Here is a 14,654-nt window from a genome sequence, read left to right as displayed (position 1 = left end):
CAGTCCAAACTTTTACAAAAAGACCGGGGCAAACCATTCAAGATGGTTTGCCCCGGTCTTTTTGTAAAAGGTAGAGCGGATCAAATAGTTGCTCGCCAATATACTATAATGGACTACTCGATGCACTGAGTAAATATAACTAATCTAATATGAGTATACCTGTTACGTTTTAATACTCAAGACTTTCGTCATGTACATATCGAGGATGTATATGGATTAAGTATATAAGATTAAAATTTAATTAAAGACCGATTAATAACCATGCACGCTCTCTAATTAAAGAAACAATATTAAAAAATCATAAATAGTTGATTTACAGGCAATTGGTTTTTGGATAAAACAATAATATGTTTATTGAGCAGATGGCCAATAATTATACGGTAGAAGGGGGGTATTACAGAACTTTTTTGTTGACTGTTTTTTGTACATTTTTGATATAGTGATTAAAATTTATTTTTCTTAACTGTCAGGTTTTTGATCTATGAGAAAACTTTTAATAGTACAGCTTATACTGTGCTTATTTAGTTTGCCGCTGCTGGCTCAAGACGTAGCAGTAAGTGGTAAGGTTACATCATCAGAGGATGGTGCTGCACTGCCCGGAGTAAATATTTCCGTAAAAGGAACAACTCGGGGAACGAGTACGAATGCCGACGGAAACTATCAACTTAACGTACCCGCCGGCTCGACGTTGGTTTTTAGTTTCATCGGGTTTACGACGCAGGAAGCGCCACTCGGAAACCGTAGAACGCTTGATGTCAAACTGGTTTCCGACGCTAGTCAGCTACAGGAAGTAGTAGTCACGGCATTGGGTATCGCGCGGGACAAGAAGGCCCTGAACTACGCCGTTCAGGACATCAAGCAGGAGAAGTTAAACATTGCTCGTGATCAGAACGTAGGTAATGCACTGGCTGGTAAAATCGCCGGCGTACAGGTACTTGGTCAATCGGGGGCGAAATTTGGTAACCCAAGTATCCGAATCCGGGGGGTCAACTCGTTGACGGGCAGTGATCCACTCTACGTAGTAGACGGTACACCAACGGATATCAGTCAGGTAAATATGGATGACGTAGAAACGCTGTCTGTATTAAAAGGACCGTCTGCATCGGCTCTGTACGGAAACCGGGCGTCGGCTGGTGTTATCGTAATTACAACGAAACGGGCCAAAGCCGGTGAAACGCGGCTGGATATCAACCACAGTACGACGCTTGATATGGTAGCTCTGTTGCCTAAGTACCAAAATGAATACGGTGGTGGCTATTCGCAGGAATGGGAAACGTTTGCCTACGATCCTAAAATTCACCCGGCGAGCTGGGCATCATTCAATGGCCAGAAAATTCTGGATTACTCCGCCGACGAAAGTTGGGGACCTCGTCTGGATGGTTCACCCCACCGGTCGGCAGCTTCGTGGCAGCAGGGACCTGCTTTCGGCCAGTTGACTCCGTTTTCGCCGAATCCGAACAACGTGCGCGACTTCTTCGAAAAACCAATCAGTAACAACACAAACATCGCGTTCTCGCGGGGTACAGACGCTTTCCAGAGTCGAATTTCTTACACGCACATCATCAACAACGGTATCGTGCCAAACTCGTCACAGAGCCGGGATTACGTCAGCGCGAAGAACTCGATCAAATTTGCCGATAAGCTGACTGCCAACTTAAACATCAATTACACAACCGTTCGTACGCTGAACCAGCCCGCTGACCGCTATGGATCAACGGGAGGAACGACTTCATCGAATAACCCTCTGAGTTCTTTTGGGCTTGGTGCACTTTCCAACCCAACGTTGACTGGCTACAACCAGACGATCGGTTCGTTTAACCAATGGTTCCAGCGTCAGCTATCAATCGATGACTTACGCAACTACAAAAACGCAGATGGTACGTTCCGAAGCTGGAATATTGGTGGGCCGCTAGATCCTCGACCAAAATACTGGGATAGCCCATATACTCAGGCGTATGAAAACACGAACACTAACCGGAGTAACCGGTTGTTTGGTGATTTCGGCCTGACGTATCAGTTTACGCCTAATCTGAAGGCATCGGCTACGGTTCGCCGGGATCAGAGCAATTTCTACCAGCAGGGACGTATCGCTATTGGAACCCTAAATGCAGGTGGATTGGGTGGATTCTCGACACTGGCAGCAAACTCGGTAGAAAATAACTACGAACTGCTGGCTAACTATAACCAAAACTTCAAGGATATATCGGTAGTTGCTAACGCGGGTGGTAACATTCGTTATAACCGCACCGATGGCTTGTTCCAGGCTACGCAGGGTGGTTTGTCAGCACCAGGATTTTACAACATTGCGGCATCTATCGACCGTCCCCTGGCTAACAACTACCTGTTCCAGAACCAAGTGAACAGTGTTTTCGGTAACGTAAGTTTAGGTTTCCGGGACTTTGTCTTCGTTGAAGCTTCGATCCGAAATGACTGGGCGTCAACGCTGCCAAAAGCAAACAACAGTTATCTATATCCTTCGGTGTCGGCCGGTCTGATTTTTACGGAGTTCATTCCGCAAAACAAGATTCTGTCATATGGGAAAATTCGGGCCGGTTACGCGCAGGTTGGGACCGACGTAAGTCCTTATCAGCTGGCGTTGGCGTATAGCGCAGGAACAGCTTACGGCAACAACCCAACCGCGTTCTTGCCAACGACTCTGCCCAACAATAATCTGCAACCCGGCTTATCCGGGTCGTACGAAGGAGGTATCGATCTGCGCTTCCTAGGGAATCGTTTAGGCGTTGAATTCACGGCCTACCGAAACGAAAACAAGAACCAGATCATCCCGCTGCCGGTTGCCGCGACCAGTGGTTATTCAAACGCCGTAATTAATGCCGGTTTGATTCAGACGTCGGGCTTGGAACTACATATCTACGCAAATCCTGTAAAAGCAGCCAATGGATTTAACTGGGAATTTGACATCAACGTTGACCGGAACCGTTCCAAAGTCGTTAGTCTGGTAGACGGTCTGAGCAATTATCAAGTTGATGGCCCACAGTGGCGTACGTTGACCCTTAATGCTCGGGTCGGTCAAGATTGGGGCGCTTTGTACGGACAAGGTATCAAGAAAGATCCGGCTACCGGTAAGCCGCTGGTTTATGCACCCACGGAAGATAATGTTAAAGCGGGCACCGCTGGTCTTTACGTGAAGGAAGACAACGTGTATCTAGGATCAGTACTACCAAAATTCAAGGGCGGATGGTTGAATACCTTCACGTATAAGGGTGTTGTCTTACGGGTCAACACGGACTTCGTCGTAGGCGGAAAATTCTTCTCAACGACCAAGATGTTCAATGCAGGGTCGGGCTTGGCGGCAGAAACGGCGGGTTTGAACGAACTAGGAAATCCAAAGCGTGATGATCCTGCGTCGGGTGGTGGTATTCTTCTTGATGGCGTAACGACGGAAGGGCAGCAAAACACAACCCGCGTTGATGCACAGAGTCTGTATGAAGGTTGGTTGTTTGCCCTTAACGAGCGTTGGATTTACGACAAAACCTACGTAAAACTGCGTGAAGTGTCGCTCGGCTATAACCTGCCAGCCCGCATCTTGGGTAAAGCAATAAAATCGGCCAACATTTCTCTGATCGCCCGGAATCCATTGTTGATTTACAGCGCTATCGGTGGAGGAATCGATATATCTGAGTCGGAAACGATCTGGTACGAAGGTGGTCAATTGCCACCGGTTCGTTCATTCGGGGTTAACGTACGTTTAGGTTTCTAAATTCATGTTCTCAGGGATTGTTTACGCCTATTTATACGTTTTGAAATAGGCGTAAACGATCCCCGAGATACAACAAATCAACACTATAAAGTAGATGAAACGAATGAAAGGGCAACTGTCCATTCTGTTCGCGGGACTAATGTTGGTAACGACATCCTGCAACAATTTCGAAGAGATAAATACCAATACGAACAGCGCGCTACAACCGAATACAGCGAGTTTGCTGACGGGGGCTGTCCGGAACGTAGGGGTTATCAATAGCCAGGTCGGACCTGGGGGTTACAACATTGCCCCCGCACTTTATGTGCAGCAGTTTGGCGATGTCACGTACATTGAGGATTCTCGTTACAAGACGATCAATTTCAGCTACAATGGTCTGTATGCCGGTCCACTGATTAGTCTGAAAACGATTATTGATCAGAATACTAACGAAAGCACACGGGCAGGAGCCGCAACCTATGGGTCAAACGCTAATCAGATCGCTATCGCTCGTATTCTGAAGGCTTATATCTTTCAGTTCATAACGGATCGCTGGGGTGATGTGCCGTACTCGCAGGCTCTGAAAGCTGACCAAAACTTTTCCCCCGCGTTTGACCGCCAGCAGGATATTTACAACGATCTGTTCAAGGAGTGGAAAGAAGCTGCTGCGCAGTTCGACGGAGGAACTACCGTGAGAGGTGACATTTTGTTGAACGGCGATGCTACCCGCTGGAAGAAGTTTGCCAATTCGCTGCGATTGATTGCTGCCTTACGTTTGTCGAAAGTTGATCCAACGAAGGGAAAAACGGAGTTTGCGGCAGCCATGGCTGACGGTGTACTGGCATCGAACAGCGATAACGTAAAGTATCAGTTCTTGGCTGACGCGAACAACGAAAACCCGTTGTACAATAATTACGTGACAAATAACCGGAAAGACTTTGCGGTTAGTAACACCTTTGTTAACTATCTGAAAAAGGAAAACGACCCCCGTCTACCTTACATGGCCGCTACTAATCTGCGCGGAGAATATGCAGGGGTGCCGTATGGAGTATTCCCTGCTCCAGGTAAAGCACAGGATTTTTCGCTGGCAGCCAATACGATCGCTAGCCGTACGGCCCCCGTTAACATCATAACCTACGCTCAGGTGCTATTCGCAGAAGCCGAAGCCGCTAAACTTGGGTGGATAACGGGTAATGCGAAGACCCTTTACGAAGCTGCTGTTAAGGCATCTATGCAACAATGGATGGGCTCGGCTTATACAGACGCGGCCTACACCGCTTACGTCGCACAGTCGGATGTAGCTTATACCGAAGCAGCCGCGTTGGAACGTATTGGCTATCAGCGCTGGATCGCCTTATTCTTCCAAGGAACCGAAGCCTGGAATAACTGGCGCCGTACTGGCTATCCTGCGTTGACGCCAGCGCCGACCACGCTGAATGGAGGAACGGAGATTCCACGTCGGTTGGCCTACCCAGTAACTGAGACTACGCTAAATGCAACGAATTACGCAACCGTAATAGCGCGTCAGGGGGCTGATAATCAGTATACCCGAGTGTGGTGGGATAAATAATAGAGTGCTTATAAAAATGGCTCCTCCGGAAGTGGGGGAGCCATTTTTGTATTTGGTGAAAACAAAAAAGCGGACCAACAATATCGGTCCGCTTTCTGCATTACGCTTTATCCAACTAGTAAAGTCCAGAATCGAAGTAAGAGACAATAAAGCGGGCAAGGTATTCTCGCGAATGGGCTTCGTAGATCGAAACCGCTGTGCTCTACTGCATATTAGAGTGGCAAGATAATATATTTTCTTGTTGGATTATAATTTAACATGAATATAGTACAGTTAATAAGGCTAAAAGTGATTAATCGGTATCATCATCAATAAATAGGATGGGCCATCCATCAGCGTATATCATCTATCAAGATTCTGAGGTCTACGTAGGGCTTACTGACAAACTTTTTGAATTCTACCGAGTTATTATAGTCAATTAACCGATTCAACGATATGAAGGAGGAAACAGGTGTCGATCGTGACGAAACGCAAATAAATGGCCGTACAGAAGGTCCTTTTGGATCTGATGATGCTGACGTCGATGTACGGGCAGAAGATAATAGAAACCGGGCTGACCAGGAGGACTCTGCTAACGGATTAGATAGTTTGCAGGTTCGTGGGGGCCAGGATGGTCGCAACAACCGCGGTATTGGCAGCACGGACATGGATGGTAAAAACGGGATACTTCGTATGGGCGATCGTGATAATAGCACCATGGAGGTTACGGAAGAAGCACTAAACAGTGCTGTTGCTAGCGAGAGCAAAACGAACACGGCAACCGTCGACGTAACGACCAGTGGTCCGGACGATTACGCGTCCGCCGATGAGGTTGATACGCCCGATGCCGAGAAAGAAGCAAAAGAGCAGGATCAGGTCAAGGACACCCAGCAAGAACAGCATGACGACATAGCTGAAACGGGTACTGATCTGAACAACAAACCGACTTATTAATCAACCCTAATAATCAACGTTATGAGCGTAAGTAGCAACTCCCGCAAAGAAAGTACAGAGTCATATGCAGCTCAGCAGATGCACAGCACTATGGGCATCGCTCCTGAACTGGCTCAGTTGAACGATAAAAACCTGGAAAATGAACTTCCATCTCGTGTAGCTGATAGCCGTGACACCGATGTGCCCGGTGATGTCACTCAGGCAGAATCATTAGTAGCTGAGAATGACGATAAGGAAGGGATTTATAACGAAGACATCGAAGAATCGAAGCGTGCCTCGTGGGGACAACCCCCTTTGCCTAGCGACGCTGAGGAAGCAACAACGGACGAAGATAACCCAATGACGGCTTACCAGCAGCCAGAGGCAACTGACGAAGCCGTTATAGTAACCGACGCCGATTGGAACCGTAGTACGAGCGAAGGAGCAATTCCCGCTACACGGGCTAACGAGCCAGATCGGACGTTAGGCAATTCATAGGTTTATAAATTGCATTTTCTGAAGGGTGGGTCTGTCGGGCTCACCCTTTTTTGGTGAACGAAAACAAAAGCACTGATTTGTAGTATATAGTAGTATATACATAAAAGGTACGTACACGAATTTTGCTTCGAATCTAATCGATTGAAAACATGGCTAAGATTGCAGTGATCTATTACAGTGCAACCAGCACGACGTACAAGTTGGCGAAAGCAGTTGAAGAAGGGGCTGCCGCTACCGGGGCCGAGGTTAAACTGTTTAAAGTAAAGGAACTGGCTCCTGAAGAAGCTATTGCATCAAACGAAGGTTGGGCGAGTCATCGACTCGAAACGCAGGATGTTCCAGAGGTAACGCTGGCCGACCTGGAGTGGGCAGACGCTATCATATTAGGAGCTCCAACCCGCTACGGATTGCCAGCCGCTCAGATGAAACAGTTTCTGGATACGACTGGTCCTCTTTGGGGCCAGGGTAAATTGATTAACAAAATCGGGTCTTCCTTCACTAGTGCCGCCACGCAACACGGCGGTCAGGAGAGTACGATTTTAGCGCTGAATAATACGTTTTACCACTGGGGCTGTATCATCGTAGCTCCTAGCTACGCTGATCCCATTCAATTCCAGGCCGGAAATCCGTATGGTACATCCTTTGTCAGTCAGAACGGAACCGTTGCGCCTGATGAAGTGGCTATAGACGCGGCTAAGTTTCAGGGAAAACGCGTAGCCGAAGTAACGGCGAAGTTTTTAGGCAAATAGAGCAATAGACAAAAGAACTGGGACGCCAGAAGAAAGGCAGCTTTCACAACCTGCTACTTTCTTCTGGCGTCCCAGTTCTTTTGTCTCACTATCTTACGCATTTCTCCTTCTTATAAAGTCGCCATCTGTCCCCAGGCAAGATCTTCGGGAGTCGTGATTTTGATGTTTTCGTAGGAGCCATCAATGAGTGTAATGGCGTAGCCTGCGTGTTCAATGACGCTGGCACAGTCCGTAAAAAACGGCTGCTCCTCGACCTGGAATGCCTGTCTGAATAAATCAAGCCGGAAGGTCTGAGGGGTTTGGACAAGTCGGTACTGGCTCCGGTCAACTGCCTGGCTCCGGCCCGCTGGATCGACCACCCGTACGGAGTCTTTTACGGCAACGCAGGTGACGGCAGAACCTGTCTGTTCGGCTGTTTGGTAGCTCTGCTCAATAATGTCAGAAGTTACGAACGGGCGGACGCCGTCATGAACCGCAACCAGCCCTTCGCTATCCTGAATCGCAGCCAGTCCGTTTCGAACCGATTGGAAACGAGTCGCACCGCCTAATACGGATTGGATCTTATTGGTAGTGTCCGGGAAAAATTGGTGCTGAAGACATAGTTCCTGCCAGATGATTAAATCGCGCTCGGGCAGAACCAGTATGATATGGGGTGTTGGAGTTACGGCCAGAAAGCGCTCGACGGTGCGCTGAAGGATGGGCTTTCCCTGAAGCAGCAAAAACTGTTTCGAAACGCTGGCGTTCATCCGGCTACCGCTGCCGCCTGCTACAATGATGGCAAAGCGAGGTAAAGAACCGGTTGGCATATAAAGAGGCAAGTGGTTGGTTATTCAGTGGTACGTACCACAAAAATAACCAACTACCTGCCATCTCAATCACTTATTACAAAATCAGCATAGCGTCGCCGTAGCCAAAGAAGCGATACTTCTCCTTGATTGCAACCTGATACGCTTCCTTGATCAATTCATGACCACCAAAGGCGCTCGTCATCATCACCAGAATGGATTCGGGCAGATGCAAATTCGTCAAGAGTGAGTTAGCAATTTTGAAATCGTAGGGCGGGAAGATGAATTTATCCGTCCAGCCTTCTACCGGCTTCAGGCGGCTGTTGGCCGACACCGACGATTCGATCGCTTTTAGTGACGTAGTGCCGATTGAGCAGACTCGTTTACCCGCGTCCAGCGCTGTATTAACAATCGACGCCGTTTCTTCTGGAATACGGAAGTTCTCCGAATCCGTTTTATGTTTAGTCAAATCTTCCACGTCAACCTGCCGGAACGTACCCAGACCGACGTGCAGCGTAACCGGAGCAAAGTGAATACCCTTAATTTCCATGCGCTTCATCATCGCACGGGTGAAATGCAGACCAGCCGTAGGAGCCGCAACGGCACCGACGTGCTCGGCGAAGACAGTCTGATACAGATCGCGGTCGGCGGTTTCGGCTTCCCGGTTAATTTCGCGGGGTAGGGGAGTTTCGCCCAGTTCGTCCACTGCTTTCATGAACTCTTCGTGGTTGCCGTCAAACAGGAACCGAATCGTACGACCACGGGAGGTTGTATTATCAATGACCTCGGCCACTAGATCACTATCGCCAAAATAAAGTTTGTTCCCCACCCGGATTTTGCGGGCCGGATCAACCAGTACGTCCCAGAGTTTCATCTCCCGGTTTAGTTCGCGCAGGAGGAAGACTTCAATTTTGGCACCGGTTTTCTCTTTGTTACCATACAGGCGCGCTGGAAACACCTTGGTGTTGTTAATCACCATTACGTCGCCGTCACCAAAGTAGCTCAGTATATCCGAAAACTGCTTGTGTTCAATGGTTTTGGTTTTTCGATCAACAACCATCAGACGGGATTCACCTCGCTCAACGGGGTATTTTGCGATGAGACTTTCGGGCAGATCGAATTTAAATTCGGATAACTTCATAGCGTATCAATACAAAAAAGAACGACGCGTTGCTTGTAAAAAAGGCAAAGATAAGCAAAAACCCGGAAAATTTGGCATGTTCCGGGTTTTTGTCTTGCAAATATGCGAAAAAGATTTATTGAAAAGAACCAGCCGAGTTAATCGGCTTAACGGCTCCGTCAGTATTGACGTTCGGATGGTCGACGTTGAACTTGGCCATTAACTCGGCTGAGGCTTCGTTGGCGTACGTTCCCTGGGCAGAAACGAACACTCCTTTCAGGCCGTTGGAAGTAGAGATGGCGTAAACGGTCATCTCGTCACCGGGGTCGGATGTACCCTCAAAGCGGTGAAATTCATCGACTTCAAACTCATTACTTTTCAGCTTGGTGTCCGAGTTCTGATCTTCCAGATGATCATTCTTGGGAGCAAATTCATGCGTGTAGCCGCGACCGCGAAGATCTTCCATCGCTTCCGTCGCTGTATCAAAGTGTTTCATAGCGTCTAGACCTTTAAATGCTTACCTGTAAAACGGGAAATGAAACGGATAGTTTTGGTAAAAAGGCATTCGGTCATTGGGCTGTAGTTCGTGCCCGTTATCTGTCACAACTGGCCGCAGCAAAAACAGGGCACCAAGACCTGGCGCCAATGATCACTTATCGGTTTTGACTACCGACTAATAAAAAGGGGAGATTTCCCTGAGGTGTTCGCTACCAAGAAAGAAGCGGCAAAAAAGAAGTGGTAGCCAGATCGTAGACGTATATGTCTTCATGCCGTGTGACGAGATAATGCCTGTTTGGTCACTAATTTCTTGGATTTTGTTCGGAAACGGCGAAAACTTTACCTCGCTAGAAAAGAGATATGGAGCAAAAATTGCTCGGAATTATAACAGAATTGTCAGGATGTTAGCCTCTATGGTTGATTGGAATTGTAACCATTAGCCAACATCTTTACTCAGTTTATCTCACTGATTGTCTGCTTATTCGTTCTCTAATCCAGCGTAGCATGAAGAAAATTTTACGTCGTTTTTTGTTGTGCAGTACGTTACTGATGGGAACGGCTGGCGCTGATTTTGCCCAATCCTACGTCACCTTGCCAGGTAGGATTGAAGCGGAAAGTTACAAAGCCATGAGTGGCGTTCGTACGGAACCTACCGACGACGCGGGCGGGGGGCTGGACGTTGGCTGGATTGCCGACAAAAACTGGATGGACTATAAAGTAACCGTCGCCACGGCAGGCATTTATACGGTTAAACTCCGGGTTGCCAATGGATTCAGCGATGATGCGGAGCTGGAGATACGTAACGCGGCCGGTACTCGGCTGAGCGGTCTGATTGTTCCGCGCACGGGGGGCATGCAAAGCTGGCAGACCGTGAATCTGACGGCTTCGCTACCCGCTGGCAATCAAACGATCCGGTTGTACGCCAAGAAGGGGGTGTTCAGTATCAACTGGTTTGACGTACAACCCCCTAAGCCTCTGCCCGGTCGCATCGAAGCCGAAGCGTTTGATGTGGCCACCGATGTACGTCCGGAACAAACGGGCGATGAAGGCGGGGGGCAGAATGTGGCCTACATCGACGACGGCGACTGGATGGATTATAACGTAACCGTTGGCCGGGGCGGACTGCATACGATCAGCTTTCGAGTGGCTAATAGCTGGGGAAACGGCCTGATCGAAGTACGGTCTGTGTCGGGGGCTATTCTGGCCCAGGTGGATGTGCCCAAGACGGGTGACTGGCAGCAGTGGACAACGATTAGTACAACTGCTAACCTGACGGCGGGAAACCAACTACTACGTCTCTATGCCAAACGAGGAGCCTTTAATCTGAACTGGTTCGAAGCCATTAATACCACCGTGCTGCCCGGTCGGCTGGAAGCGGAGCATTACAATACGATGAGCGGTGTCCGGACCGAAACGACCGAGGATACGGGCGGTGGCCTGGATGTGGGCTGGGTTGCCGATAACAACTGGATGGATTATACCGTCAGCGTGGCGACGGCCGGTATGTACTCGTTTAAGCTACGGGTTGCCAATGGATTCAGCGACGAAGCGGAACTGGAACTACGTAACGCCAATGGCGCTCGGCTGGGCGGATTGGTCGTACCACGTACGGGGGGGATGCAAAGCTGGCAGACCGCTACGGTGGTGGCTGCGCTGCCCAATGGTACGCAAACCTTGCGGTTGTACGCTAAAAAAGGAATATTTAGTATCAACTGGTTTGAAGCGCAGGCGCCTAAATCGCTGCCTGGGAAGATCGAAGCCGAAGCGTTCGATGTCGCCACGGACGTACGTCCGGAAACAACCAGCGATACGGGGGGCGGCAAGAATGTGGCCTACATTGACGATGGCGACTGGATGGATTATAACGTAGCCGTGGCGACGGCTGGTCAGTACACCGTCAAGTTCCGGGTTGCCAATAGCTGGGGCAATGGATTGATTGAACTGAAATCGGCAACGGGGGCCGTATTGGGACAAGTTGATGTACCAAAAACAGGTGGCTGGCAGAACTGGACAACCGTTACAACGTCGGTCACATTACCTGCCGGGAATCAACTGTTACGTCTCTACGCCAACCGGGGAGCGTTTAATCTGAACTGGTTTGACGCTACGGTGGGAGCAACACCACCGCCAGCACCCGTGAAAATACAGGCTGTTATTACGTTCGCTGAGTTGCCCGCCAGAACAGCAGGCCCCGAACCTTTTGAGTTAAAAGCGACCAGCAACAATACTGAAACACCGATCACGTTTACGTCTTCCGACCCCACGATCGTCAGTGTGTCAAACGCATCGGGTATCTGGAAGGCAACAGCGCTGGCGGCTGGTACAGCTACCATCACGGCAGCCCAGGCGGGTAGTACATCATTTGTTGCGGCTCAGTCCGTAAGCCGGAGTCAGGTCGTGCAGGCGGTACCTGCCCCATCAACGGCCAGCAAAATTACCCTTGATCCCAAACGCTGGTACCAGCTAACCAATGCCACGTACGGACTGGATGCGTTGTTTGATGGCGAAACGCAGGTACGCGTCAACACGGGCTGGGGCAAGGTCGTGAATGAATACGATGCGTATTATCCGCTGCTGGCCAACGAGCAGATGACCATTGAACGCATTAAGCTGTACGATTTCGAGGGGACAACGGTGGACAAGCCCGTCGTGCTGTCAGTGGTTACCGACCAGTGGCAGCGGATACCCATTGCCCGGTTTACCGGTCAGGAGTACGGCACATGGGTTGGCCCGTACCCGGAGCGGTCCATTGACGGCGATGCGAAATTTAAACTGGATGTACCGGTCAGCAACATTCGCTATCTGGTGCTGAGTATTCAGGGTGAATTGCCTACCGAGATCGAACTGTATGGTACGTACACTGGCGTTTCGTCGGCCCGGGCGGGTCAGCCTGCCAAGCCGGTAAAACTGCGGGATATGTTCGGGGTAAATGCCTACGAGTGGAACTTCGAAGACGGCGAAACGCCCTGGCAGATCAACGAGACGAAGATGAACGCGGCTAAAAGCTTTACGGGTGTTCGTCATTATATGGACTGGCAGAAACTTGAATCTGCCCAGGGTGTCTACTCCTATAATCCGACCATAAGTGGCGGCTGGAATTACGATGCTATTTATGAGCGCTGCAAACAGGCGAACATCGAGATACTCGCCTGTCTAAAAACCCTGCCCGACTGGATGCTTGCTACGTATCCGGATGGGGAGCGCGATGCCGAGAATGTGCCCGTCCGCTACGGAAAAGATTTCACTCAGCCGGTTTCCTACATCGAGCAGGCTAAAGTAGCCTTCCAATACGCGGCCCGTTACGGCAGCAATCCCAACGTTGATCCCGCACTTTTGAGCGTTCATAATACACCACGCTGGCATGCTGATACGCCTAACTCGGTGAAGATTGGCCTGAATTTGATTAAGTATATCGAATGCGATAACGAGCGGGACAAATGGTGGAAAGGCAGAAAAGCTTATCAGAACGCCCGGGAGTATGCCGCCAACCTATCAGCTTTTTACGACGGACACAAGAATACGATGGGGCCAGGGGTAGGCGTCAAAAACGCGGATCCAAACATGAAAGTAGTGATGATGGGTGTCGTGACGGGACCTGATTTCGTCCGGGGAATGGTAGATTGGTGTAAAGAATTTCGGGGGTATAAATCGGATGGCACGGTTGATCTGTGCTGGGACGTAATCAATTTCCACTTGTATACCGATAATGGCTCAATGACCCAGAGCGGCACGTCTACCCGCGGAGCAGCTCCCGAAGTAACGAGCGCTAATACGATTCTGGAGCAATTTGTGAAAGTGAGCCGGGAGCAATCGTACGATATGCCAGTCTGGATTACAGAAGCAGGTTATGACGTAAATCAGGGTAGTCCGTTAAAAGCAATTCCAGTTGGTGATAAGTCGGCGTTGCAGACGCAGGGTGACTGGATTTTACGTACCTCCTTGTTTGCCGCCCGGCTGGGTATCGATAAAGTGTTCTTTTATCAGATGTATGATGACAATGGATCCTCCGGTGGAATGTTTGGTACGTCCGGGCTGATCAATGCCGACATGAGTCGACGCCCGGCCGCTGACTTCCTGCTTCAGACGGGTAAGTTGTTCGGTGATTATATCTACAAAGAAACGACCCATGCTGATCCCATCGTGGACCGCTACGAACTGAACGGGAAATCGATGTATATGCTGGTCGTACCCGATGAGCGTGCGCGCACGCTCAATTATACCTTGGATTTGAACGGAGCCGGGTCCGCTAAAATCTACCGTCCAAAGGCTGGTAGTGCCGATATGGAGGTAGAAGAAGTAGTCGCTTCTAGCGGGCACGTAAGCCTGACGGTTACCGAAACGCCCCTTTTCGTTGTCCCAAACTCGGGGGGCACGGCCCGGGTGACGGCTTCTGAACTGCCCACTATGCTAGAGAAAGCGGTGCAAGTGTATCCGACCCCAACGGTCGATTACTTAACCGTAACGGTAAGCAATAAGATCGTCGCTGATCTGGACGTAACGATATTCGATGCCAGTCTTGGGCGCTTACACAAACAGGTAAAACTGAAAAAAGAAGAAGACACCGTATCTGGCAAAATAGATGTGTCAGCTTTACCCGTCGGTACGTATGTTGTGGAGCTGCGACAAGGCCAGGAGCGCGTATTTCGTAAAGTTCTGAAAACCCGCTAAGGAAACGATCACAAGCTTAATGGTAAAGCCCGTCCACTCAACGCTGAGTGGACGGGCTTTACCGTTAAAAAGGGATTAAAGAAATTTAAGGCAATTGATAAACAAAGTAGCTCACTCAAGTTTTTAGTGACTGAACCAATCAGATGTTGATACA

9 protein-coding genes are annotated in these 14,654 nt (G+C 49.4%); 6 read left to right on the top strand and 3 right to left on the bottom strand.

The window, feature by feature from the left end; genetic code table 11:
* The first annotated feature begins 481 nt into the window (after positions 1-481).
* From ACYVAD_RS06680 to wrbA, 5 genes are all read left to right on the top strand, one after another.
* Positions 482-3,721, top strand: a complete 3,240-nt coding sequence (locus ACYVAD_RS06680; protein WP_461138705.1) for a SusC/RagA family TonB-linked outer membrane protein — start codon at positions 482-484, stop codon at positions 3,719-3,721.
* Between the two features lie 103 nt (positions 3,722-3,824).
* On the top strand, positions 3,825-5,270 hold the full coding sequence (locus ACYVAD_RS06675) for a SusD/RagB family nutrient-binding outer membrane lipoprotein (RefSeq protein ID WP_461138974.1): 1,446 nt from the start codon (positions 3,825-3,827) through the stop codon (positions 5,268-5,270).
* A gap of 435 nt (positions 5,271-5,705) precedes the next feature.
* Positions 5,706-6,203, top strand: coding sequence for a hypothetical protein (locus ACYVAD_RS06670; RefSeq protein WP_461138704.1), 498 nt, complete (start codon positions 5,706-5,708; stop codon positions 6,201-6,203).
* Between the two features lie 21 nt (positions 6,204-6,224).
* Positions 6,225-6,680: a hypothetical protein gene (locus ACYVAD_RS06665; RefSeq protein WP_461138703.1), complete on the top strand. Its 456-nt coding sequence runs from the start codon at positions 6,225-6,227 to the stop codon at positions 6,678-6,680.
* A 149-nt stretch (positions 6,681-6,829) separates the two neighbouring features.
* Positions 6,830-7,429, top strand: a complete 600-nt coding sequence (gene wrbA / locus ACYVAD_RS06660; protein WP_461138702.1) for an NAD(P)H:quinone oxidoreductase — start codon at positions 6,830-6,832, stop codon at positions 7,427-7,429.
* A gap of 110 nt (positions 7,430-7,539) precedes the next feature.
* Here wrbA and ACYVAD_RS06655 read toward each other — a convergent pair whose 3' ends face one another.
* From ACYVAD_RS06655 to ACYVAD_RS06645, 3 genes are all read right to left on the bottom strand, one after another.
* Complete coding sequence (locus ACYVAD_RS06655) at positions 7,540-8,235, bottom strand: 2-C-methyl-D-erythritol 4-phosphate cytidylyltransferase (protein ID WP_461138701.1); 696 nt, start codon at positions 8,233-8,235, stop codon at positions 7,540-7,542.
* Positions 8,236-8,311: 76 nt separating this feature from the next.
* Positions 8,312-9,355 (bottom strand): tRNA preQ1(34) S-adenosylmethionine ribosyltransferase-isomerase QueA, encoded by a 1,044-nt coding sequence (gene queA / locus ACYVAD_RS06650; RefSeq protein ID WP_461138700.1) that lies wholly within the window; start codon positions 9,353-9,355, stop codon positions 8,312-8,314.
* 115 nt (positions 9,356-9,470) lie between these two features.
* Complete coding sequence (locus ACYVAD_RS06645) at positions 9,471-9,830, bottom strand: hypothetical protein (RefSeq protein WP_461138699.1); 360 nt, start codon at positions 9,828-9,830, stop codon at positions 9,471-9,473.
* A 506-nt stretch (positions 9,831-10,336) separates the two neighbouring features.
* On the opposite strand from ACYVAD_RS06645, the gene ACYVAD_RS06640 reads away from it, so the two are divergent.
* Positions 10,337-14,500, top strand: a complete 4,164-nt coding sequence (locus ACYVAD_RS06640; protein WP_461138698.1) for a carbohydrate-binding protein — start codon at positions 10,337-10,339, stop codon at positions 14,498-14,500.
* The last annotated feature ends 154 nt before the right edge of the window (positions 14,501-14,654 follow it).

The sequence above is a fragment of the Spirosoma pomorum genome (genome assembly GCF_054776615.1).
The sequence above is the reverse complement of the archived record's forward strand: the minus strand, read 5'-3'. Positions and strand labels throughout refer to the sequence as shown.

Coding starts and splice junctions, on each gene's coding strand:
- ACYVAD_RS06680 (WP_461138705.1), top strand. CDS start 482: ATGAGAAAACTTTTAATAGTACAGCTTATACTGTGCTTATTTAGTTTG.
- ACYVAD_RS06675 (WP_461138974.1), top strand. CDS start 3,825: ATGAAAGGGCAACTGTCCATTCTGTTCGCGGGACTAATGTTGGTAACG.
- ACYVAD_RS06670 (WP_461138704.1), top strand. CDS start 5,706: ATGAAGGAGGAAACAGGTGTCGATCGTGACGAAACGCAAATAAATGGC.
- ACYVAD_RS06665 (WP_461138703.1), top strand. CDS start 6,225: ATGAGCGTAAGTAGCAACTCCCGCAAAGAAAGTACAGAGTCATATGCA.
- wrbA (WP_461138702.1), top strand. CDS start 6,830: ATGGCTAAGATTGCAGTGATCTATTACAGTGCAACCAGCACGACGTAC.
- ACYVAD_RS06655 (WP_461138701.1), bottom strand. CDS start 8,235: ATGCCAACCGGTTCTTTACCTCGCTTTGCCATCATTGTAGCAGGCGGC.
- queA (WP_461138700.1), bottom strand. CDS start 9,355: ATGAAGTTATCCGAATTTAAATTCGATCTGCCCGAAAGTCTCATCGCA.
- ACYVAD_RS06645 (WP_461138699.1), bottom strand. CDS start 9,830: ATGAAACACTTTGATACAGCGACGGAAGCGATGGAAGATCTTCGCGGT.
- ACYVAD_RS06640 (WP_461138698.1), top strand. CDS start 10,337: ATGAAGAAAATTTTACGTCGTTTTTTGTTGTGCAGTACGTTACTGATG.